Source organism: Mycobacterium neumannii, assembly GCF_002245615.1.
Classification (GTDB): Bacteria; Actinomycetota; Actinomycetes; order Mycobacteriales; family Mycobacteriaceae; genus Mycobacterium; species Mycobacterium neumannii_A.
Window position 1 is genome coordinate 316,928 of record NZ_NKCO01000001.1, and the last position, 21,469, is coordinate 338,396.

21 protein-coding genes are annotated in these 21,469 nt (G+C 68.0%); 5 read left to right on the forward strand and 16 right to left on the reverse strand.

Features of this window, described 5'->3' with window-relative positions; translation table 11 throughout:
* The first annotated feature begins 152 nt into the window (after positions 1 to 152).
* The gene (locus CEX88_RS01665) at positions 153 to 1,127 is read left to right on the forward strand and encodes an alpha/beta hydrolase (RefSeq protein WP_066843151.1); all 975 of its coding nucleotides are present in this window, start codon (positions 153 to 155) and stop codon (positions 1,125 to 1,127) included.
* The gene (mtr, locus tag CEX88_RS01670; protein ID WP_094292155.1) at positions 1,124 to 2,539 is read left to right on the forward strand and encodes a mycothione reductase; all 1,416 of its coding nucleotides are present in this window, start codon (positions 1,124 to 1,126) and stop codon (positions 2,537 to 2,539) included. The genes CEX88_RS01665 and mtr overlap by 4 nt, the downstream gene beginning before the upstream one ends.
* 56 nt (positions 2,540 to 2,595) lie before the next feature.
* Here the strand turns inward: mtr and CEX88_RS01675 are convergent, their stop codons facing one another.
* The 11 genes from CEX88_RS01675 to CEX88_RS01725 all read right to left on the reverse strand — a co-directional run bounded on the left by CEX88_RS01675 (position 2,596) and on the right by CEX88_RS01725 (position 11,684).
* Positions 2,596 to 3,333: an energy-coupling factor ABC transporter ATP-binding protein gene (locus tag CEX88_RS01675; RefSeq protein ID WP_066843016.1), complete on the reverse strand. Its 738-nt coding sequence runs from the start codon at positions 3,331 to 3,333 to the stop codon at positions 2,596 to 2,598.
* The gene (gene cbiQ / locus CEX88_RS01680) at positions 3,330 to 4,103 is read right to left on the reverse strand and encodes a cobalt ECF transporter T component CbiQ (protein ID WP_066843017.1); all 774 of its coding nucleotides are present in this window, start codon (positions 4,101 to 4,103) and stop codon (positions 3,330 to 3,332) included. Before cbiQ ends, CEX88_RS01675 begins: the two co-directional genes overlap by 4 nt.
* 2 nt (positions 4,104 to 4,105) lie before the next feature.
* On the reverse strand, positions 4,106 to 4,462 hold the full coding sequence (locus CEX88_RS01685; protein WP_094292156.1) for a PDGLE domain-containing protein: 357 nt from the start codon (positions 4,460 to 4,462) through the stop codon (positions 4,106 to 4,108).
* Entirely contained in the window at positions 4,459 to 5,136 is a 678-nt protein-coding gene (locus CEX88_RS01690; RefSeq protein ID WP_094292291.1) for an energy-coupling factor ABC transporter permease, read from the reverse strand. Before CEX88_RS01690 ends, CEX88_RS01685 begins: the two co-directional genes overlap by 4 nt.
* A gap of 93 nt (positions 5,137 to 5,229) precedes the next feature.
* Positions 5,230 to 6,078, reverse strand: a complete 849-nt coding sequence (locus tag CEX88_RS01695) for a class I SAM-dependent methyltransferase (RefSeq protein WP_066843020.1) — start codon at positions 6,076 to 6,078, stop codon at positions 5,230 to 5,232.
* A gap of 119 nt (positions 6,079 to 6,197) precedes the next feature.
* Positions 6,198 to 6,527: an ArsR/SmtB family transcription factor gene (locus tag CEX88_RS01700; RefSeq protein WP_164673997.1), complete on the reverse strand. Its 330-nt coding sequence runs from the start codon at positions 6,525 to 6,527 to the stop codon at positions 6,198 to 6,200.
* Positions 6,528 to 6,642: 115 nt separating this feature from the next.
* Complete coding sequence (locus tag CEX88_RS01705) at positions 6,643 to 7,392, reverse strand: FadR/GntR family transcriptional regulator (RefSeq protein ID WP_066843022.1); 750 nt, start codon at positions 7,390 to 7,392, stop codon at positions 6,643 to 6,645.
* A 2-nt stretch (positions 7,393 to 7,394) separates the two neighbouring features.
* Positions 7,395 to 8,168 (reverse strand): 3-oxoacyl-ACP reductase, encoded by a 774-nt coding sequence (locus CEX88_RS01710; RefSeq protein ID WP_094292157.1) that lies wholly within the window; start codon positions 8,166 to 8,168, stop codon positions 7,395 to 7,397.
* Positions 8,169 to 9,536: an aldehyde dehydrogenase family protein gene (locus CEX88_RS01715; RefSeq protein ID WP_094292158.1), complete on the reverse strand. Its 1,368-nt coding sequence runs from the start codon at positions 9,534 to 9,536 to the stop codon at positions 8,169 to 8,171.
* Positions 9,533 to 10,318: a gamma-glutamyl-gamma-aminobutyrate hydrolase family protein gene (locus tag CEX88_RS01720; protein ID WP_094292159.1), complete on the reverse strand. Its 786-nt coding sequence runs from the start codon at positions 10,316 to 10,318 to the stop codon at positions 9,533 to 9,535. The genes CEX88_RS01715 and CEX88_RS01720 overlap by 4 nt, the downstream gene beginning before the upstream one ends.
* Entirely contained in the window at positions 10,305 to 11,684 is a 1,380-nt protein-coding gene (locus tag CEX88_RS01725; RefSeq protein ID WP_094292160.1) for a glutamine synthetase family protein, read from the reverse strand. The genes CEX88_RS01720 and CEX88_RS01725 overlap by 14 nt, the downstream gene beginning before the upstream one ends.
* A gap of 201 nt (positions 11,685 to 11,885) precedes the next feature.
* Here CEX88_RS01725 and CEX88_RS01730 point away from each other — a divergent pair, with 201 nt between their 5' ends.
* The 3 genes from CEX88_RS01730 to ngg all read left to right on the forward strand — a co-directional run bounded on the left by CEX88_RS01730 (position 11,886) and on the right by ngg (position 17,118).
* A complete protein-coding gene (locus CEX88_RS01730) occupies positions 11,886 to 13,403 on the forward strand; it encodes an amino acid permease (RefSeq protein WP_066843154.1) in 1,518 nt (505 codons plus the stop codon).
* 131 nt (positions 13,404 to 13,534) lie between these two features.
* Entirely contained in the window at positions 13,535 to 15,352 is a 1,818-nt protein-coding gene (locus CEX88_RS01735; protein WP_066843035.1) for an N-acetylglutaminylglutamine amidotransferase, read from the forward strand.
* A complete protein-coding gene (gene ngg, locus CEX88_RS01740) occupies positions 15,349 to 17,118 on the forward strand; it encodes an N-acetylglutaminylglutamine synthetase (protein WP_094292161.1) in 1,770 nt (589 codons plus the stop codon). Before CEX88_RS01735 ends, ngg begins: the two co-directional genes overlap by 4 nt.
* Before the next feature lies 1 nt (position 17,119).
* On the opposite strand, the gene CEX88_RS01745 is transcribed toward ngg, so the two are convergent.
* The 5 genes from CEX88_RS01745 to CEX88_RS01765 all read right to left on the reverse strand — a co-directional run bounded on the left by CEX88_RS01745 (position 17,120) and on the right by CEX88_RS01765 (position 21,455).
* Entirely contained in the window at positions 17,120 to 17,683 is a 564-nt protein-coding gene (locus tag CEX88_RS01745; protein WP_066843045.1) for an alpha/beta fold hydrolase, read from the reverse strand.
* 63 nt (positions 17,684 to 17,746) lie between these two features.
* Positions 17,747 to 18,412 (reverse strand): hypothetical protein, encoded by a 666-nt coding sequence (locus CEX88_RS01750; protein ID WP_094292162.1) that lies wholly within the window; start codon positions 18,410 to 18,412, stop codon positions 17,747 to 17,749.
* The gene (locus CEX88_RS01755) at positions 18,409 to 19,896 is read right to left on the reverse strand and encodes a cobyric acid synthase (RefSeq protein WP_094292163.1); all 1,488 of its coding nucleotides are present in this window, start codon (positions 19,894 to 19,896) and stop codon (positions 18,409 to 18,411) included. The genes CEX88_RS01750 and CEX88_RS01755 overlap by 4 nt, the downstream gene beginning before the upstream one ends.
* 94 nt (positions 19,897 to 19,990) lie before the next feature.
* Positions 19,991 to 20,851 (reverse strand): type I methionyl aminopeptidase, encoded by an 861-nt coding sequence (gene map / locus CEX88_RS01760; protein WP_094292164.1) that lies wholly within the window; start codon positions 20,849 to 20,851, stop codon positions 19,991 to 19,993.
* A gap of 19 nt (positions 20,852 to 20,870) precedes the next feature.
* The gene (locus CEX88_RS01765; protein WP_094292165.1) at positions 20,871 to 21,455 is read right to left on the reverse strand and encodes a DUF1707 SHOCT-like domain-containing protein; all 585 of its coding nucleotides are present in this window, start codon (positions 21,453 to 21,455) and stop codon (positions 20,871 to 20,873) included.
* Positions 21,456 to 21,469 lie beyond the last annotated feature (14 nt).

The following is a 21,469-nucleotide window of genomic DNA, read 5'->3' on the forward strand; positions in this document are numbered from 1 at the left end:
TAGCCCGCAAAGCGCGTTCTCAATCCCCGCGCGATCGCCGCGCGCAGAACGCCATAGCGCCGCTTCGCCCAGCGGTACCGGCTGTCGCGGCTATCGTTGCTGTCGTGCCCGACTGGAAGGCAGACGTGCTGCCGGGCTACTGGCAACACCCGATGGCCCTCGGCGCGGACCCGGACGGGGAGGGCGAGCTCGTCGCCACCCTGGTTCGGCGCGGTGAACCGGATCGGTCGGCCACGCGCGCGGTGCTGTTGGTGCACGGGTTCACCGACTACTTCTTCAACACCGAGCTCGCCGACCACTTCGCCGGTCGCGGATTCGCGTTCTACGCCATCGACCTGCACAAATGCGGGCGTTCGTGGCGGGAGGGCCAGACCCCTCACTTCACCACCGACCTGGCCCGCTACGACGTCGAACTCGAACGCGCACTCGACATCATCGGCTCGGTGTCCCCGGCCGAGGTCCTGGTGTACGGGCACTCGGCCGGTGGGCTGATCGTGTCGCTGTGGCTGGACCGGTTGCGTCGGCGCGGGCGGACCGGGCGCAAGCGCATCGGCGGCCTCGTGCTGAACAGCCCGTGGCTTGACCTGCAGGGGCCATCGATCCTTCGGGCCGCACCGACGCGCGCCGCACTGGGGGCCGTCTCGCGGGTGTACAAGCGGCTGGTGGTGCGCCCGCCGAGCGAAGGTGGCTACGGCTCGTCGTTGCACCGCGACTACCACGGCGACTTCGACTACGACCTGAAGTGGAAGCCCGTCGGCGGCTTTCCCGTCACGACGGGCTGGATCGCCGCCGTCCGCCGCGGCCACGCGAGACTGCACCGCGGTCTCGACGTCGGCGTGCCCAACCTCGTTCTGCGCTCAGACCGCAGCGTGCGCGAGGTGAAGGATCCGGACGCGATTCAGAAGGGCGATGCGGTGCTCGACGTCAAACAGATCGCCCGGTGGGCCGGATGCATCGGCAACCGGACCACGATCGTGCCGATCGCCGACGCCAAGCACGACGTGTTCCTGTCGGTACCCGAGGCACGACGGGCCGCCTACGGCGAACTGGACCGATGGCTGGACTGGTACCTCGATCCGGCCGCCCGCGGCTCCGCCGTCACCCGATCCCCAGGAGGCTGGTCATGACGCACTTCGACATCGCGATCATCGGAGCGGGCTCGGGCAACTCGATCCTCGACGAGCGCTACATCGACAAGAAGATCGCGATCTGCGAGCAGAGTGTGTTCGGCGGAACGTGTCTCAATGTCGGTTGCATCCCGACGAAGATGTTCGTCTACGCGGCGGGCGTCGCCGACACCGTCAGGGACGCGGCGCGATACGGTGTCGACGCGCACATAGACGCGGTGCGGTGGCCCGACGTCGTCTCGAGGGTGTTCGGACGGATCGACCCGTTGGCCGTAGCGGGAGAGAACTACCGTCGCTCCTCACCGAATGTGCAGGTGTTCTCCAGCCACACCAGGTTTGCGCCCACGAGACCCGACGGCCGGTATGCGCTGCGCACCGACGCCGGCGACGAGTTCACCGCCGACCAGGTGGTGATCGCGGCCGGTTCTCGCGCGGTCGTGCCCGACGCGGTCAGCGAATGCGGTGCGCCGTACCACACCAGCGACACGATCATGCGGATCACCGATCTGCCCGAACACCTCATCATCGTCGGCGGCGGTTATGTCGCTTGCGAATTCGCCCACATCTTCTCGTCGCTCGGCAGCAAGATCACGCTGCTGATCCGCGGCAGCACTCTGCTGCGCGGCCACGACGACGACATCGCGATGCGCTTCACCGACATCGCCGCCAAGAAGTGGGAGGTGCGCAACCATCACGAGCTCGCCGACGCCCGCGAGGTCGACGGCGGCGTCGAAGTCACCTGTCACGACGGCTCGACACTGTGCGGCGACGTCCTGCTGGTGGCGACCGGTCGCGTCCCCAACGGTGACCTGCTCGACGCAGTGCATGCCGGTGTGAAGGTGACCGCGAGCGGACAGGTCGTCGTCGACGAATACCAACGCACCACCGCCCGCGGCATTTTCGCGCTCGGCGACGTGTCGTCGGACTTCCAGCTCAAGCACGTGGCCAACCACGAAGCGCGCGTCGTCAAACACAATCTTCTGCAGGACTGGGATGACACGGACGCGCTCATGCCTGCCAACCACCGCCATGTCCCGTCGGCGGTGTTCACCGACCCGCAGATCGCCAGCGTCGGGTTAACCGAAAACGAGGCGCGCGCACAGGGTTTCCGGATCCGGGTGAAGATCCAGGATTACGCCGACGTCGCCTACGGGTGGGCGATGGAGGACACCTCCGGTATCGCCAAAGTCATCGTCGACGACGACACCGGGCTGCTCCTCGGTGCGCACATCATGGGCCATCAGGCGTCATCGCTGATCCAGCCTGTCGTCCAGGGCATGGCGTTCGACCTGCCCGCGCAGGAGATGGCGCGCGGGCAGTACTGGATTCACCCCGCCCTGCCGGAGGTCGTCGAGAACGCATTGCTGGCGCTGTGCGGCGAGCCGCCGTGGCCGCCGTCCCGACGACACTGACTTGCCGGCGGTTTGTGCACGTTTGGGAGCGCTCAACGCTCCTCGATGTGCACAAGTCAGGGCCGGGTGGGCACCTCGAAGCCCCAGGGCAGCTCGAGGCGATGCGTGGCGAGCAGCTCGGTGTCGGCGAGGATCTCCCGGATGGGGCCGTCGGCGACGATCACGCCGCGATCCATCACGACCGCCCGCTCGCACAGCTGAGCGGCATAGGGCAGGTCGTGCGTGACGATCAACATCGTGGAGTCCAGCGCAGACAACGTCTCGGCCAGTTCCCGGCGAGCGACCGGATCGAGGTTCGCCGACGGTTCATCGAGCACAAGGATTTCGGGCCGGCATGCCAGTACGGTCGCCAGCGCCGCACGGCGACGCTGGCCCGCCGACAGGTGGGTAGGGCTGCGGTCGGCCTCCTCGGTCAGAGACACCGTCTGGAGCGCTTCTCGGACCCGGTCGGCCAGCGCGTCACCGCGCAACCCGAAGTTCGCGGGACCGAACGCCACATCCTGGGCGACGGTCGGCATGAACAACTGGTCGTCGGGGTCCTGGAAGACCAGGCCCACACGTCTGCGCACGTCGTGAAGCGTCTTGCGGGTCAGCGCGACATCGCCGATGCGCACCGAACCCGACGTCGCGGTCAGCACGCCGTTGAGGTGCAACATCAGCGTGGTCTTGCCCGCGCCGTTGGGGCCGAGCACGGCGATGCGTTCGCCGCCGCGCACGGTCAGGTCGACACCGTCGAGGGCGACGTGGCCGTCGGGGTAGACGTGGCGCAGACCCTCGATCGTGATCGCGTTCATCGCAGCACCCACGCCGACGCGGAAACCGCGACCGCGGCCGCGGCCGGAGCCATGACGATCACCCACTGCGACGCGACGGCGCGCGGCGGCGCACCGATCACGGCCAGATCCGGTGCGTTGCCGTCGAACCCGCGCGACAGCATCGCGACGTAGACCCGCTCACCGCGTTCGTAAGACCGCAGGAACAGCGCGCCGATACCCTTGGCGATCGCACCGGCCTGATGCAGGACGCGCGGTGAATCGCCACGCGATATGCGTGCCATGCGCATCCGGCCGGCCTCGGCGGTCAGCAGATCGACGTAGCGGATCATCAGCACCAGCACAGACGTCGCGATCGCGGGCACACCGAGCCGGCCCAGCGCGGTGGGCAGCTCTGTCGTCGACGTGGTGGCGGCCACGGTCAGTGCCGCCGCGACCCCGAGCGTGCCCTTGATGACGATGCCCCACGCCGCCCACAACCCGCTGACCGAAAGCGCCAGTCCTGCAACGTCGATACGTTCGCCGCCCTCGGCGAAGGGCAGCAGCACGGCCAGGACGAGGAACGGCGCTTCGATCAGCATCCGGGGCAGGACCCACCGCAGCGGGATGCGGGCGAGACGCCAGATGCCGACGACGATCAGCGCGTAGACGGCGAAGGGCCAGAACATCTCCCGCGGCGTCGCGACGACCGCGAGCACGAACACCAGTAGGCAGACGACCTTCACCTCGGCGGGGGCGCGGTGCACGGCGGAGTCGTCGTGCCGGTAGAGGGGGTGAGCGCCCGCGCCCATGGTCAGCCCGATCCGCTGCGGTCGGTCGCTCTGCGGTTCCGCGCGATCAGCCAGAACACCGATCCTGCGACGAAGAGCGTCGCGAGCACGCCGATGATCCCGGCGATGCCGCCGGTGCCGTCGCGTCCGCCGATGGCGTAGTCGGCGAGCGGGGAGGCCGCCAGGCTGTGCTCCTCGGCGTGCTGGGCGATGCACTCGCCGGTGAGTTCCTCGCCGGCAGCGGTCTCGACGACCTCGCACCCGCGCAGCGTCGTCGAGTCGAGCCCGTCGGGGTTCGAGCTGGCGAAGTAGGACACCACCCCGGCGATCAGCAGCGTGACAGCCGCGAAAATCGCCAAGAACTGCCAGCGCGACCTCATGCCGCAACCTCCCGCCGGGTGCGGCGCAACAGGTAGACGAGGTCGGGACGCGAACGCGCGACGGCCATCACGGTCACGGCAGTGATGATGCCTTCTCCCACGCCGATCAGCGCATGGGTTCCGAGCATGTAGCCCGTCACCGCGCCGAGCGACGTGGTGGCCGCTCCACCGATCGCGTATTCGACGACGAAGCCCATTGCCGCACAGATGGTTCCGATCAGCGCGGCTACGAAGGCGATCACGCCCAAGCTGGCCACTGGTACTTCGGCGCGCTTCCTGACCGAGGTGTAGAGCAGGACGGCGGTCAGATAGCCGGCCGCGACACCGATCACCGCCATGTTGACGATGTTGGTGCCCAGCGCGGTGACCCCGCCGTCGGCGAACAGCAGCGCCTGTACGACCAACACGATGGCGATGCACAGCGCCCCGGTGTAGGGGCCGACCAGGATCGCGGCGAGCGCCCCGCCGAGCAGGTGCCCGCTGACGCCCGGGAGGATCGGGAAGTTGATCATCTGGACGGCGAAGATGAACGCGGCGACGAGGCCTGCGAGAGGCACCGTGCGCTCGTCGAGCTCGTTTCTGGCCTTGGCCGCGCACAGTGCGACAACAGCGACGGCGATGAGACCGAAGACGACGGAGGTCGGGGCGTTGACGATGCCGTCGCTCATATGCATCGCGACGTACGAGTAGGTCACCCCGCGAGCCTAGAGCTCCAGACGAACACATGTCTAGCTGAACACATGTTCAGACGGGGTCCGCGCCGGGCGTTACGGCTTGGTCGCTGTCACCAGGAGGTACTCGGCCTCCCAGAACCCCTCTTCGGCGACGCCCTGATTGGACCGCTCGAGGAAGGCGAGAAAATCCTCGTCCAGCGCTTCGACGCGCTCGGGGTTGTTCTCGTTGAACTTGTACGCGGCGATCGTGGGACCGTAGTTGCGTTTCCAGTACTCACGGAACTCAAGCGGTGTGGCGCACTGGTCCATCCGCACCGTCTGGCGGCGCATCGTCAGGTCGGTGACCCGATCACCGAACAGCGCGCGCACGTGCTCCTCACTGCCCCACAGCGGCGGCGGGGTCGCCCCCGGCGGCGGCGGCGGCGCGTAGGGCTTCATGGTCGCGAACAACTTCCCGATGAAGCCTTCGGGCGTCCAGTTGATCATCCCGATCCTTCCGCCGGGACGGGCCACCCTGATCAGTTCGCTGGCGGTTTCCTGATGATGCGGTGCAAACATCGCACCGACACAAGACATCACGACGTCGAAGCCGTTGTCGGCGAACGGCAGTGCCTCCGCGTCGGCCTCCGCCCACTCCAGACTCACACCGCGCTCCGCGGCGATCCGACGCCCGGCGTCGAAGAGCTCCGGAGTGAGGTCGCTCGCCGTGACCACGGCGCCGAGCTCCGCCGCCGGAATCGCCGCGTTGCCCGAGCCGGCCGCGACGTCGAGCACACGATCGCCGGGACGCACCCCGCAGGCTTGGACCAACTCAGGACCGAGTGCGGGGATCAGTTCGGATGCGACGGTGGGGTAATCACCCGAGGCCCATAACGCGCGATGTTTGGCCTTGAGCTGGCGATCGCCATCACCCGTCGTCGTGTTCTGTCCGGTAGTTGCCATGTCTTGTCCTCGTCAAATGTTCCGCCGTCGCCAATGCGGTGGGTTCAACCTCAGGCCGGTCGTCCACCGCCACGGCATACAGCCTCCACCAGAACAGCGTGTGTAGGGCGGAAACGGCGTCAGCCGTGCCGGGCGCCGATCCAGTGCAGCAGGTCGTGCACGATCTCGTCGTCGAGGCGGTAGCTGACGGCCCGTCCCACCCGAGTGGCGCTGACCCAGCCCTGCTGGCGCAGCACGCGAAGCGCTTGCGAGACGGCGTTTTCCGAGCGGCCCAGCGCCGCTGCGAGGTCTCCCACGCGGATTCCCGGCACCCGATGCAGCGTGAGCAGGATCTCCAGCCGATGCGGGTCCGACAGCAGGTCGAATCGCTGCGTCCAGCTGGCGGTGTCGACGTCGGCCAGCGCCGACGCGGCGCGTTCGACGTCCACCTGGCCGACTGGCTCGTTCACGGGACTCAATGTAGCGCCGATGTGCACGCTCGCGGGCGCATGAGCGTGCGCAAAGGTTGGAAATTCGACGGCGTGTCGTCGCCAAACACGCACGCTCGCGCGAAAAAGGTGAGGCCTAGTCGAGGAAGCCGTGCAGCAGCGCGGCCGACCCCTCGACGTGAGTTCGCATCGCTGATGCCGCTCGGTCGCCGTCGCCTGCGAGGATCGCGAGCACGATCGCCTCGTGCTGCTCGTCGGAATGGGCGATGTTGCGTGGCAGCAGCGGGATCTGGTCGAGCAGGGCGTTGAGCCGCATCCTGTTCTCGGCCAGCAGCGGGACCAGCGACGGCGATCCGGCGGCCTCGGCGATCGCCAGGTGCAGGCGCGAGTCGAGCCGGCGGTAGTCGTCGGCGGCAGCGGCGCGGACGTCGGCCATCCGGGCCCACAGTTGTTCGCGCTCCGATGCGCTCAGCGTGCGGCTGGCCGCCATGTGCGCGGCGCCGACTTCGAGGATCTCCCGCAGGCGCAGTGCGTCGTCGATCTCCGCGCGCGTCACGGCGTCGGTTCTGGCAATAGGTCGCGGCAGTTCGTCGGCGAGAAACGTCCCTCCGTACCGTCCGCGCCGAGATACCAGATAACCCGCGTCGGACAGCGACTTGATCGCCTCGCGCACGGTGTCGCGGCTGACGCCGAGACGTGAGGCGAGTTCGCGTTCGGGCGGCAGGCATTCGCCGGGCGCCAGCACACCGAGCCGGATGGTCTGCAGGAGCCGGGCGACGGTGTCCTCGAAGGCGTTACCCCCACGCACCGGACGCAGCAACGCTTCGGCGGCCGCCAACGCGGTGAACCCCACGTGCGCCATTGGTGCGTCCGAGTCGGCCGACATGACTACAGCGGGGTGACGTAGTGGCCGCCGATACCGCCGTCGACCAGGAAGCTCGACGCGGTGATGAACGACGCGTCGTCGCTGGCTAAAAAGGCGACCGCGGCGGCGAGTTCCTCCGGTTCGGCGAACCGGCCCACCGGCACATGCACCAACCGTCGTGCCGCGCGCTCCGGATCCTTGGCGAACAACTCCTGCAGCAGCGGCGTGTTGACGGGCCCGGGGCACAGCGCGTTGACGCGAATCCCCTGCCGCGCGTACTGGACACCGAGTTCACGCGACATGGTCAGCACACCGCCCTTCGATGCGGTGTAGGAAATCTGCGACGTCGCCGAGCCGACCACCGCGACGAACGACGCGGTGTTGATGATCGACCCCTTCTGCTGCGGAACCATGTGCCGCAGCGCCGCCTTACAGCAGAAGAACACCGATTTGAGGTTGACGTCCTGAACCCGCTGCCAGGCGTCGACGCCGGTGTCCTCGATGAGACCGTCCTCGGGTGGGCTGATGCCCGCGTTGTTGAACGCGATGTCGACCGATCCGTGTGTCTCGGCGGCGGTGTCGAACAGCGTGTCCACCGCGACCTGATCGGAGACGTCGACCTGGACGAAGGTGCCGTTCAGATCGTCGGCGACGGTCTTTCCGGCCGCCGGGTCGATGTCGCCGATGACGACGGTCGCGCCCTCGGCCTTCATCCGCTTGGCGCTCGCCAGACCGATGCCGCTGGCGCCACCGGTGATGACGGCGACCTTGCCCGCCAGTCGTTGAGTCAGATCCATCTAGGGTGCCTCCTGCACGGCGATGAACACGTTCTTGGTTTCGGTGAACGACAGCGGCGCGTCAGGGCCGAGTTCGCGTCCGAGGCCGGACTGTTTGAAGCCACCGAACGGCGTGTTGTACCGCACCGACGAGTGCGAGTTGACCGACAGGTTGCCCGCCTCCACCGCCCGCGACATCCGCACCGCCCGCGACAGGTTCTCCGTCCAGATCGACCCGGACAACCCGTAGGGGGTGTCGTTGGCCAGCGCGATCGCGTCGGCCTCGTCGTCGAACGGCAGCACGGTGACCACAGGGCCGAAGATCTCCTCGCGCACCGTGCGGTCGGTGCGCTGCGGCGTCAGCACCGTCGGCGGGAACCAGTACCCCGGCCCTGAGGGAGCCGAGCCGCGGAACGCGACGGGCGCGTCGTCGGGCACGAACGAGGCGACGGTGTTCCAGTGCCCCTTCGACACCAGCGGACCCATCTCGGTGTCCTTGGCGCGCGGGTCGCCGACCACCACACCCCTGACCGCGGGCTCGAACAGTTCCATGAATCGGTCGTAGACGTTGCGCTGCACCAGTATTCGGCTACGCGCACAGCAGTCCTGGCCCGCATTGTCGAATACCCCGTACGGCGCGGTGGCCGCCGCCTGCTCCAGATCACAGTCGTCGAAGACGATGTTGGCGCTCTTGCCACCCAATTCGAGGGTGACGCGTTTGACCTGTTTGGCCGCGCCCGCCATGACGCGGGTGCCGACCTCGGTGGAGCCGGTGAACACCACCTTGCGCACGTCGGGGTGCGAGACGAATCGTTCCCCCACCACCGAACCCTTACCGGGCAGCACACAGAACAGGTCGGCAGGGATTCCCGCTTCGACGGCCAACTCCCCCAGCCGGATCGTGGTGAGCGGCGTCCACTCAGCGGGTTTGATGAGCACCGCGTTGCCCGCAGCGAGCGCAGGCGCGAAACCCCACGAGGCGATCGTCATCGGGAAGTTCCACGGCGTGATGACACCGACCACGCCGAGTGGCTCGTTGAACGTCACATCGATACCGCCCGCGACCGGAATCTGCTTGCCGGACAAGCGTTCCGGTGTGGCGGCGTAGAACTGCAGCACGTCGCGGACGTGGCCGGCCTCCCACTCGGCGCTACCGATGGGATGCCCGGAGTTGGCGACTTCCAGCGCCGCCAGCTCGTCGACGTGCGCGTCGACCGTCGCCGCGAATGCGCGCAACGCGGCCGCCCGTTCGGCGGGCGCCTGCCGCGCCCAATCCCGTTGCGCCGCTTTCGCCCGGGCCACCGCATCGTCGACCGCGGCCTCGTCGGTCTGCTCGACGGTACGCAGCAGCTCCTCGGTCGCCGGGTTGATCACGTCGGATGTGCTCAAGCGTTCGCCCTTTCTGTTGCGTATGCGTCCGCTGCTTCGACGACGGCAGCGAACAGCCGCAGGTCGTCGAGGCGCTCTTCGGGATGCCACTGCACGGCCAGCACGAAGTCGTCCGGGTGCGCGACCCTGTCGACTTCGACCGCCTCGATGACTCCGTCGTCGTCCTGCGCGCTGATCACCAGGCCGTCGCCGAGTCGGTCGATGGCCTGGTGGTGGTAGCACTGCGCGTCCGACGACTCGCCGATGAGCTCGGCCAACCGGGTGCCCGCAACGGTGCGAATGGTCGACGTCGTGAACACGGCGTTGCCCTGCTGATGGCGGTTGTGCCCGATGACGTCGGCCAGGTGCTGGTGCAGTGTGCCGCCCAGCGCCACGTTGAGCACCTGGGCGCCGCGGCAGATGCCCAGCACCGGGATGCCGCGCCGCAGCGCGCCGCGCACCAGCGCGAACTCGAATTGGTCACGGCGCCGGTTGTCTTCGACGTCGGCGTCGGTGGCCGGGTGCGGTTCCTGGCCGTAGTGCGCGGGCACGACGTCGCGGCCACCGGTGATGATGACGCCGTCGAGCCCGTCGAGCACCCGGTCGGCGATGTGGTCGTCGACGGGTTGCGGGGGAAGCAGAACCGAGATTCCGCCGGCCAGTTCGACACCCTCGAAGTAGATCGCGGGCAGGAAGCTCGCCCGCACATCCCACACCCCGGTCTGTGCCTGCTGCAGGTAGGTGGTCAGCCCGAGTACGGGTCTGCGCTTCTGCCCGCCCGCCGAAACATCAGAGCCGCTCAAAACCGCGGATCCTTTCCCAGTCCGTGACGGCGGCGTTGAACGCGTCCAATTCGACGCGGGCGTTGTTGAGGTAGTGCTCGACCACCTCGTCGCCGAACGCCTCCCGCGCCACCTCGGACTTCTCGAACAGCGCCGCGGCCTCGGTGAGCGTGGCCGGAAGCCGTTCCACACCACTGGTGTAGGCGTTACCCTCCATCGGCTCGGGCAACTCGAGTTCGCGTTCGATGCCGTACAGACCGCTGGCGATCAACGCCGACACCGCGAGGTACTGGTTGACGTCACCGCCGGGGGCCCGGTTCTCCATCCGCATGCCGTGGCCGTGGCCGACGACGCGCAGCGCGCAGGTCCGGTTGTCCAGACCCCACGCGATCGTAGTCGGGGCGAAACTGCCGTCGACGAACCGCTTGTAGGAGTTGATGTTCGGTGCGTAGAACAGCGTCAGCTCCCGCATCGTGGCCAGTTGGCCGGCCACGAAGCTGCGGAACATCGGCGACATTCCGAGCGGGTCGGTGTCGTCGGCGAACACCGCCGTGCCATCAGGACTGCCATCGTCGCCTCGCAGCGAGATGTGCACATGGCAGCTGTTTCCTTCGCGCTCATCGAATTTCGCCATGAACGTCAGGCTCTTGCCGTGCTGGTCGGCGATCTCCTTGGCGCCGTTCTTGTAGATCGTGTGGTTGTCACAGGTGACCCGGGCATGGTCGAAGCGGAATGCGATCTCCTGCTGTCCGAGATTGCACTCCCCCTTGACGCCCTCGCAGTACATGCCCGCGCCGGTCATGCCCAGCCGGATGTCGCGCAGCAGCGGCTCCATCCGGGTCGAGCCGAGCATCGCGTAGTCGACGTTGTAGTCGGAGGCCGCCCTCAATCCGCGATAACCCTTGGCCCACGCCTCGCGGAAGCCGTCGTCGAACACCATGAACTCGAGTTCGGTCCCGACGTAGGGCACCAGACCGCGTTCGGCGAGCCGGTCGATCTGACGGTTGAGGATGCTCCTCGGGGCCTGCTCGACCGGACTGCCGTCGTGCCAACCCAGGTCGGCCATCACCATCGCGGTGCCCGGCAGCCACGGAATGAGGCGCAGCGTCGAGAAGTCCGGCCTCATCACCATGTCCCCGTAGCCGGTCTCCCAACTCGACATCGCATAGCCGTCAACGGTGTTCATGTCGACGTCGACCGCCAGCAGATAGTTGCAGCACTCTGCGCCGTGTTCGGCGACCTCCTCGACGAACAGCCGCGCCGACACCCGCTTCCCGGTGAGCCTGCCCTGCATGTCGCAGAACCCGACGATCACCGTGTCGATCTCGCCGTCGCCGACCATGCGCTCGAGGTCGGCCTGCGACAACATGCCCGATGTGACGCTCATCCGTGGTGGGCCTTTCCTTCGACAGCGCGAGATTGCGGGTAGTCAACCATTGGATGTGGCTCGCTCCGGCCTTCGCCCAAGGCTTTACAGAAAGGTCACTTCCAAAGGTAGGACACCAGACCTTTGCAAGTTTATTCTCCCTATGCCCCATCACCGCAAGAACGGAGCGACCACGTGGCCCAGGATCAGGCACGGGACAAGATGAAGCGCTCGGGCGGGGTCACGTACAGCCAAGCGGGCGAGGGCTACTTCGAGAAGCGGCAACTCAAACGCACCGCCGGCTTCTGGGGCCTGTGGGGCATCGGCGTCGCCGCGGTGATCTCCGGCGACTTCTCGGGCTGGAACTTCGGCATCGGCGCGGCCGGATGGGGCGGCTTGGCGATCGCTTCGGTCGTCATCGTGATCATGTACTTCGGCATGCTCTTCTCGATCGGGGAGATGTCGGCGGCCATGCCACATACCGGCGGCGCGTACTCATTCGCGCGCGCCGCGATGGGCCCGTGGGGCGGCTTCGTCACCGGGTTCGCCGAGACCATCGAGTACGTGTTCACCACCGCGGTGATCGTCTACTTCTCGGCTTCCTACGCCAACGCCGTGACGACCGACCTGTTCAACCTCTCCCTGCCGATGTGGGTGTGGTGGGTCGTCCTGTATGCGCTCTTCGTCGGGCTGAACTCGTGGGGTGCGGAGATCTCGTTCAAGTTCGCCCTCGTCGTCGCGATCCTGTCGATCGGCATCCTGGTGCTGTTCGGCATCCTGGCCATCGCCAACGGCGCCGTGGACTTCAGCAAGCTTTTCGATATCGCGCCCGATCCGGCCGCCGCCGGTTCGTCGACGTTCCTGCCGTTCGGCTGGGTGGCGATCCTGTACGCGATGCCGTTCGCGATGTGGTTCTTCCTGGGCATCGAGGAACTTCCGCTGGCGGCCGAGGAGGCACACGACCCCGCCCGCGACATTCCCCGCGCCGGCATCTGGGGACTGCTCTCGCTGATCGGCTGCGGTGCGATCGTGTTCTTCCTCAACCCGGCGGTGACCGGGTCCGAGGCGCTGGGCAGTTCGGACGAACCGCTGCTCGACGGCTTCCGCGCCTTCCTGCCCGCCAACCTCGCCGCGGTGTTGTCGGCGTTCGCGCTGATCGGCCTGCTGGCCAGCCTGCAGGGCATCATGTACGCCTACGGCCGCAACATGTACTCGCTGAGCCGCGCCGGCTACTACCCGAAGACGTTGTCGCTGACCGGTTCTCGGCAGACACCGTACGTCGCGCTGCTGGCGGGCGCGGTCATCGGATTCGTGGCGCTGCTCATCGTCAACTACAACGAGGGCGCCGGTGCGGTGGTCCTCAACATCGCGGTGTGGGGCGCGGTGCTGGCATACGGGTTGCAGATGGTCTCGTTCATCCTGCTGCGGCGAAAGTTCCCCAACGCGCGACGACCGTGGGTGAGCCCCACCGGCAACTCGGGTGCGGTCGTCGCGCTGGTCATCGCGGCGGTGACGTTCGTCGGCATCCTCGTCAACCCGGACTACCGGCCGGCGGTCATCGCGATCGTCATCTTCTACATCCTGGGGCTGCTGGTGTTCGGCCTCTATGGCAGGCACCGCCTGGTGCTGTCGCCCGAGGAGGAGTACGCCGTCACCGGCGGCCTGCACGGCTACGACCCGAGCGCCGAGGGGCTCGGCGGCACCATCGAGGACGAGATCCTCAAGGGCCGCACCGACTGAGCCGCCGCGGCGCCACACGTTGCCCGTGGGGAGCCCCGCGTGGGCGGTTTTGCGGTCCCACCAGCACTGACTAGACCTACGTCACACCCGTAACAGGTTTCGCTACCGTCAACAGGGGTAATGTCGAGGGCGTGTGTGGAGCCACCGGCGAGGTGCGTCTCGACGGCCGGATACCTGATGTAGCAGCTGTCTCGGCGATGGCCGAGGCGATGACACCGAGGGGCCCGGACTCGGCGGGCGCCTGGTCTCAGGGCAGGGTCGCGCTGGGTCACCGTCGCCTGAAGATCATCGATCTCTCCGAAGCGGGCGGTCAGCCCATGCTCGACCCCGAGCTGGGGTTGGCGATCGCGTGGAACGGCTGCATCTACAACTACAAGCAGCTGCGCCGCGAGCTCAGCGGCCATGGCTACCGGTTCTTCTCGCACAGCGACACCGAGGTGCTACTCAAGGCGTATCACCACTGGGGCGATCGGTTCGTCGACCACCTCCATGGCATGTTCGCGTTCGCGATCGTCGAACGTGACAGCGGCCGGGTCCTGCTCGGTCGCGACCGACTCGGCATCAAACCGCTGTATATCAGCGAGAATTCCGCCCGCGTCCGGTTCGCGTCGTCGCTGCCCGCACTGCTGGCCGGTGCCGCCAGGGACGGGTCGGTGGACACCCGCATCGATCCGGTCGCGCTGCACCACTACATGTCGTTCCACTCGGTGGTGCCCGCGCCGCGCACCATCCTGCGCGGGGTGGCCAAGGTGCCGCCGGGGTCGCTGGTGGCGATCGAGCCCGACGGCCGCCGCACGACGACGACGTACTGGGAGCCCGACTTCACCCGCAGGGCCGACCGGGCCGACTGGTCCGAACGGGACTGGGAGAACGCGGTTCTCGACGCTCTGCGCGTGGCCGTGGAGCGACGCCTTGTCGCCGACGTGCCCGTCGGCTGCCTGCTCTCGGGCGGCGTCGACTCCAGCCTGATCGTCGGGCTTCTCGCCGAGGCGGGACAGCACGGGCTCAAGACGTTCTCGATCGGCTTCGAATCGGTCGGCGGTGTGGCCGGCGACGAATTCAAGTACTCCGACATCATCGCCGAGCACTTCGGCACCGACCATCACCAGATCCGCATCGGCACCGACCGCATGTTGCCCGCGCTCGACGGCGCGATCGGCGCCATGAGTGAACCGATGGTCAGCCACGACTGCGTCGCCTTCTACCTGCTCAGCCAGGAGGTGGCCAAGCACGTCAAGGTCGTGCAGTCGGGTCAGGGCGCCGACGAGGTGTTCGCCGGATACCACTGGTATCCCCCGCTGGGCGGACCGGACGCGGCGTCGATCGACGGGGCGGTGGCCAGCTACCGCAAGGCGTTCTTCGACCGCGACCGCGCGGGCTACGACGCTCTGGTGACACCGGCGTTCGCCGTCGACGGCGACCCGAGCCTGGACTTCGTCACCGAGCACTTCGCGCGGGCGGGGGCCGAGACCGGCATCGACCGCGGTCTGCGACTGGACACCACCGTCATGCTCGTGGACGACCCGGTCAAGCGCGTCGACAACATGACGATGGCGTGGGGCCTGGAGGGTCGCGTGCCGTTCCTCGACCACGAACTCGTCGAGCTCGCCGCGACCTGCCCGCCCGAGCTGAAGATCGCCCACGAAGGCAAGGGCGTGTTGAAGCAGGCCGCGCGCCAGGTGATTCCGTCCGACGTCATCGACCGGCCGAAGGGCTATTTCCCGGTGCCTGCGCTCACCCATCTGGAGGGTCCGTACCTGGACATGGTGCGCGACGCGTTGTATGCGCCCGCGGCCAAGGAACGTGACTTGTTCCGGCCCGCCGCGATCGACCGGTTGCTCGCCGACCCGAACGGACGCCTGACGCCGCTGCGCGGCAACGAACTGTGGCAACTGGCGCTGCTCGAGCTTTGGTTGCAGCGACACGGCATCACCGGGCCCGCGGCATGACGGCGCTCGGGCCCGACGCGGAGCAGACCGAAGCGATCACCCTCGGCTTGCACGACGCGTCACCGCAGCATCTCGTCGATGCGATGGCCGACGATGTCGTCATCGAGATGGGTTGGGGCCGATTGATTTTCGGTCAGACGTTCGCCGACCCCGCCAAGCTGGCCGAAGTGCTCAGGCATGAGGGACACGGACGACGCGACATCTGCATCTACGCGCGCGAACCCCACGTCCTGGTGTCGATGGCGCCCGCCGAACTCTTCATCGATCCGAGCCACACCTACCGGCTGCGGTTCACCGAGGATCCCGAGCCCGACAAGACGCCGAACGGGTTCTCGGTGCGTGCGCTGCAGAGCGCCGACGACGCCGACGAGATGAACCGCGTGTACGTGCGCTGCGGCATGGTGCCCGCGCCCGTCGAAGTGCTGTGGAACAACCACCGGACTCAGGACGCCCTCGATTACCTGGTCGCGGTGCGTGACGACGACGGGTCCGTGCTGGGCACCGTGACCGGTGTCGACCACAAACGGCTGTTCTCCGATCCGGAGAACGGTTCGAGCCTGTGGACGCTGGCTGTCGACCCGGGGACGAGCCTGCCCGGTGTCGGCGCGGCGCTCACCCGGGCGCTGGCCGCGATCTACCGCGAACGCGGCCGCGCCTACATGGATCTGTCGGTCAGCCACGACAACGCGGCTGCGATCTCGCTCTACGAAAAGCTCGGCTTCCACCGCGTGCCGGTCATGGCGGTCAAGCGCAAGAACGCGATCAACGAACCGCTGTTCACCCACCCGCCCGAAACCGTCGAGGACCTCAATCCGTACGCGCGGATCATCGCCGATGAGGCCATGCGCCGCGGGATCTGGGTCGAGGTGCTCGACGCCGAGGCCGGTGAGATGCGCCTGTCTCACGGGGGCCGCACCGTCATCACCCGGGAGTCGTTGTCGGAGTTCACCTCCGCGGTCGCGATGGCGCGCTGCGACGACAAGCGCCTCACCCGGCGGCTGGTGGCCGAGAACGGGATCGCGGTGCCCAAGGGCAGACTGGCGACCTTTGACGAGAAGGACCACGAGTTTCTCGAGGAGGTCGGCGACGTCGTGGTCAAGCCGACGCGGGGTGAGCAGGGCAAGGGCATCACCGTCGGTATCAGCAGCGCCGAGGACTTGGACGCCGCGCTGGCCCGCGCCCGCCAAGAACATCCGCACGTGCTGATCGAACAGCGGGCACCCGGCGACGATCTTCGGCTGGTGGTCATCGACGGCAAGGTGGTGGCCGCGGCGCTGCGCAAGCCCGCCGAGGTCGTCGGGACCGGACACCACACGGTGCGCGAGCTGATCGAGGCGCAGAGCCGGCGCCGGGCGGCGGCCACGGGCGGTGAATCGCGCATCCCGATCGACGCGGTCACCGAGTCGACGGTCACCGAGGCGGGTTGGTCGTTCGACGATGTGCTTCCCGAAGGCGAGCGGCTGCGGGTGCGCCGCACCGCGAACCTGCATCAGGGCGGCACCATTCACGACGTGACCGCCAAGGTCCACCCCCACCTGTGCGACGTCGGGGTCAGGGCCGCCCACGCGATCGGAATCCCCGTCACCGGCATCGACCTGCTGGTGCCCGATGTCACCGAGCCGGAGTACGTCTTCATCGAGGCCAACGAGCGGCCCGGGCTGGCCAATCACGAACCACAGCCCACCGCAAAGGCTTTCGTCGACTTCCTGTTCCCGGGCAGCCCGGCGCTGCCTCAGGCGTGGACGCCCGAGGAGTCGCCCGCCTGAGTCACCAGGTGCTGGTGCGCATCACGATCTCGGCGGCCAGCTGCGCGGTGGATTCGGCGGCGTTGCGCCTGCCGAGCAGGTCGACCATCCGGTAGTCGCCGTACACATAGCGCTGGCTGGCCTTGGCGACCGCACGCGCCGCGGGGGTGCTGACCAGTGCCGTGGTGTTCATCTCCACCGGCGGGCAGTGCTCGTCGCGAATCACGCCCGCGGCGTCCGCGACGCGCGGATGCCCGCGGTCGATGACGACCAACCCGATGAATCGGTCGAGCCGAGTGGCGGCCAGTTCCCACGCCAGCTCGCCGCCGACGCGGTCCCCCACCAGCAGCGCCCATTTCACGTCGAGGGCGTCGAGGATGCCGACCACCGACTTCGCGGTCAGCCGGGGATCGGGAGGCACGACGACGGTCCGCAGCGACGCGGTGTGCAGCCGCTGACACACGGCGTCATAGGCGGCGGCCGGCTGATGGCCTGCCCCGAGCACCACCACGACCGACCCCTTCTCGGGACCGGCGACGTCGACGGGCACGCTGAACCCCTCGACGGTGACCGTGGTGGATGGCATTGGGCCACGCTACAGCGGTCGAAGGTGCGACGCGGTCATTTCGCCGGGAGTGAACGGGGCGATTCAGAGCGCGGCGACGCGCTCGGCCTGCTCGGCCGCGATGTCCAGAAAGGTTTGCGGCAGCGTGGCTTTGACCGGAATCGTCGGGTTCGGAGTCGGGAACGCGACACCGTACACCGCCATGGTCCCAATGTTCTCGAAGGTGAAGTAGACGCTGCTGTCGACTCCGCCGAGTTGCATGGTCTGCTCATAGAGGAGCGCGTCGGCGCGAGATGGATCCATCCTGGTCGTCGTCATCGGGATGCCCGGCGAGGACTCGTCGAAGAACGTCTCGAAGTGCGCACACCGTTCGGCCGTGGCCGCCAGCTTGTCGAGATCCAGACGCCATGTCAGCACCGTCATCACGATGCGGGCGCCGTCGTAGCCCACGACGTACTCCGCGGCGCTGCCCGGCCCGCGCTCCCCCGTCTCGGCGATCACCCGGGTGAGTCCCTCCGAACACCCCGCCGGTCGGGACAGCATGGCCGGAGGGGCACCAGCACCGTCGCCACCCTCGCCGGGTTCGCGGACGACGTGGTCGAACTGCACCCCCTGCGGGAAGTCGGCCGCGGTCAGCAGCGCTCGGTCCAGGCGGGCGCCTGGCCAGGTCGGCGAGCCCTCGGTCGAGTGCGCGCAACCCGTCAACGTCACCGCGGTCAGGGCGGCCGCCACGGCGAGTCGCCGGATCATCGCCGCAGTCCCGTCACGATGTCGGGCCGGGCCGGGGCGCCGTCGGAGAGCAGGGTGAGCACCGCGTCCACGTCGAGGTGACTGGTCAGCAGGTCGGCCATCAGCTCGAGTTGCGCGTCGCGCCGGGCACTGACGTCGACATCGTCGGCCACGACGAACCCGTCGCGGCCGGCCGCCTGCGCGACCTCGACCAGCCACGCGCGCCGCACGTCGTCGTTGTCGAGCACGCCGTGCCAGTGGGTGCCGTACACCGCCCCGCGCCGCAAGCCCACCCCGAGCCACTGTTCCTCGGCCGAGCGACCGATCTGACCGTGATGAATCTCGTAGCCGGACAACGGTTCTTCGTGACGCAACAGGGTCTTCTCGGGCGCGAAGACGATGTCGCCGTCGAGCAGGTCCAGACCGGGCACGACGCCTGCGCCGGATTCCACGTCATCGTCGATGCGCGCGCACAGCATCTGAAAGCCGCCGCACACCCCCAGCACGGGCAGGCCGCGGGCGGCGTGTGCGCTCAGCGCGTCGGCAAGCCCGCTGCGGCGCAGCCAAGCAAGGTCGGCGACGGTGGCCTTGCTGCCGGGGATGACGACAACGTCGATGTCGACGAGATCGGCTGGTTCGCCGACCCAGCGCACCAGCACGCCCGGCTCGCAGGCCAGGGCCTCGATGTCGGTCGAGTTGGAGATGCGCGGCAGCCGGATCGCGGCCACCCGCAACCACTGCTCACCACGAGGGGGCTGCGGTTCGCCGACCACGCGACGGGCCACCACCGAGACCGAGTCCTCGGTGTCCAGCCACAAACCCTCGGCATACGGGATGACGCCGTAGGTCGGCCGTCCCGACAGTTCCTGCAGCTGCGCCAGACCGGGGTCGAGCAGCGACGGGTCACCGCGGAACTTGTTGACCACGAAGCCAGCGATCAAGCGTTGGTCCTCAGGTTCGAGCACCGCGACGGTGCCGTAGAGGTGCGCGAGCACGCCGCCGCGGTCGATGTCGCCGACGACGATCACCGGGAGGTCCGCCGCGCGGGCCAACCCCATGTTCGCCAGATCGGTTGCCCGCAGATTGATTTCGGCAGGGGAACCGGCACCCTCGCAGATGACGGCGTCGAACTCGTCCCGCAGTTGCTTCAGTTCGTCGGCGACCACCGCTCTAAGGTGCTCACGGTGCCCGATGTAGTCGCGTGCGCTGACGGTGTCGACCACCCGACCGCGCACCACCAGCTGCGAGGTGCGGTCGCTGCCGGGTTTGAGCAGGATCGGGTTGAACCGCGTGTGCGGCGCCAGACCGGCGGCGCGGGCCTGCATCGCCTGGGCGCGGCCGATCTCGCCGCCGTCGACGGTGACCGCGGAGTTGTTCGACATGTTCTGCGCCTTGAACGGCGCGACGCCAATACCCTTGCGCGCCAGGAGTCGACACAGCCCGGCCACCACCATCGACTTGCCGGCATCCGAGGTGGTTCCGGCCACCAGGAGTGCGCCGCTCATCGATCATCCCCCGCGGTCAGTACGCGACCCCCCGTTTGTGAATCTGGCGACCGAAATCCGTGTCTGGGCGTCGTCGGATTCACAATCGAGCGCCCTAGTCGGCGACTGTCAGGATCTCGGCGCCGTCGTCGGTGACCACCAGCGTGTGCTCGAACTGCGCGGTCCACTTCTTGTCTGTGGTGGCCACGGTCCAACCGTCGTCCCAGATCTCGTAGTCCAGGCCGCCGAGGTTGATCATCGGCTCGATGGTGAACGTCATCCCCGGCTCCAGCACGGTCTCCACCGCGGGCTGGTCGTAGTGCAGGACGACTAGGCCGTTGTGGAACGTGGTGCCGATGCCGTGGCCGGTGAAGTCGCGAACCACGTTGTAGCCGAACCGGTTCGCATACGACTCGATGACCCTGCCGACGACGGACAGCTGCCGTCCGGGTTTGACGACCTTGATCGCGCGCAGGGTCGCTTCCCGCGTCCGCTCGACGAGCAGCCGGTGTTCCTCGGAGACGTCACCCGCAAGGAATGTCGCGTTGGTGTCGCCGTGCACACCGTCGAGGTAGGCGGTCACGTCGATGTTGACGATGTCGCCGTCCTCGATGACCGTCGAGTCCGGGATGCCGTGGCAGATGATCTCGTTGAGCGAGGTGCAGCAGGACTTCGGAAAACCCTTGTAGCCCAGCGTGGACGGATAGGCGCCGTTGTCGACCATGAACTCGTGCGCGATGCGGTCCAGCTCGTCGGTCGTAACCCCGGGCGCGACGGCTTTGCCCGCCTCGGCCAGCGCGCCCGCCGCGATCCGGCCCGCGACACGCATCTTCTCGATCACCTCAGGTGTCTGCACCCACGGTTCGCTGCCCTCATCGACGGTCGGCTTCCAGGCGTACTCCGGCCGCGGGATCGACGGGGGTACCGGCAGCGTCGGGGAAACCACGCCGGGGCGGAGGGCGGTACGAACGGGCATGTCAACAGGGTAGACGAGGCTAGCGCCGGTCGAATGGGCTCAACCGCCAGGATCGGCGGGGCCCACGGATGTCGACCGAGCCGAAGACCACCTTGCCGGTCAGGATCACGTGCGGGTTGCCTTCGGCAGGCGCGTCCCTGCGATGGTCGCGGGCGCTGCCCACGTTGACCTCGACGTCGTCGATGGAGGCGCTGGCCCCGTCGGGCAGCCGCAGTTCGAGCCCGCCGAGCTTCAGGTCGAGCTCGATCACGACCATCGGCCCGGCGAAGCGCGCCCGGGTCAGGTCCAGGTCCACCGAGCCCATCCGCCGGTGCAGGGCCAGCCGGCTGGGCACCGTCCATTCGCCGTGCCGCTTGAGGGAGCCGAGCACGCCGCGCAACTCAATGCGGTCGGCGGCCGAGGTGACGATCGCACCCGGTCCGGGCAGGTCGCCCACCAGCGTGTCCAGATCCGAGTGCAGCCGCGCCCGCGCCACCGCCGCCGAGCGCTCCTCGAACTCCTCGATGTCGATCAGGCCCAGCGCGACGGCGTTGTGCAGTCGCCGCAGCGTGCCGTTGCGGTCGGCGTCGGAGACGCGCATGGCGTCGTGGTTGGTCTCGGTCATCGCACGCTCCACGG

Coding starts and splice junctions, on each gene's coding strand:
- cbiQ (WP_066843017.1), bottom strand. CDS start 4,103: ATGGGCGCGGGCGCTCACCCCCTCTACCGGCACGACGACTCCGCCGTG.
- CEX88_RS01730 (WP_066843154.1), top strand. CDS start 11,886: ATGAAGCGCTCGGGCGGGGTCACGTACAGCCAAGCGGGCGAGGGCTAC.
- CEX88_RS01675 (WP_066843016.1), bottom strand. CDS start 3,333: ATGAACGCGATCACGATCGAGGGTCTGCGCCACGTCTACCCCGACGGC.
- CEX88_RS01750 (WP_094292162.1), bottom strand. CDS start 18,412: ATGATCCGGCGACTCGCCGTGGCGGCCGCCCTGACCGCGGTGACGTTG.
- CEX88_RS01685 (WP_094292156.1), bottom strand. CDS start 4,462: ATGAGGTCGCGCTGGCAGTTCTTGGCGATTTTCGCGGCTGTCACGCTG.
- CEX88_RS01695 (WP_066843020.1), bottom strand. CDS start 6,078: ATGGCAACTACCGGACAGAACACGACGACGGGTGATGGCGATCGCCAG.
- CEX88_RS01690 (WP_094292291.1), bottom strand. CDS start 5,136: ATGCATATGAGCGACGGCATCGTCAACGCCCCGACCTCCGTCGTCTTC.
- CEX88_RS01765 (WP_094292165.1), bottom strand. CDS start 21,455: ATGACCGAGACCAACCACGACGCCATGCGCGTCTCCGACGCCGACCGC.
- CEX88_RS01725 (WP_094292160.1), bottom strand. CDS start 11,684: ATGAGCGTCACATCGGGCATGTTGTCGCAGGCCGACCTCGAGCGCATG.
- CEX88_RS01710 (WP_094292157.1), bottom strand. CDS start 8,168: ATGGATCTGACTCAACGACTGGCGGGCAAGGTCGCCGTCATCACCGGT.
- map (WP_094292164.1), bottom strand. CDS start 20,851: ATGCCCGTTCGTACCGCCCTCCGCCCCGGCGTGGTTTCCCCGACGCTG.
- CEX88_RS01705 (WP_066843022.1), bottom strand. CDS start 7,392: ATGTCGGCCGACTCGGACGCACCAATGGCGCACGTGGGGTTCACCGCG.
- CEX88_RS01755 (WP_094292163.1), bottom strand. CDS start 19,896: ATGAGCGGCGCACTCCTGGTGGCCGGAACCACCTCGGATGCCGGCAAG.
- mtr (WP_094292155.1), top strand. CDS start 1,124: ATGACGCACTTCGACATCGCGATCATCGGAGCGGGCTCGGGCAACTCG.
- ngg (WP_094292161.1), top strand. CDS start 15,349: ATGACGGCGCTCGGGCCCGACGCGGAGCAGACCGAAGCGATCACCCTC.
- CEX88_RS01665 (WP_066843151.1), top strand. CDS start 153: ATGGCCCTCGGCGCGGACCCGGACGGGGAGGGCGAGCTCGTCGCCACC.
- CEX88_RS01745 (WP_066843045.1), bottom strand. CDS start 17,683: ATGCCATCCACCACGGTCACCGTCGAGGGGTTCAGCGTGCCCGTCGAC.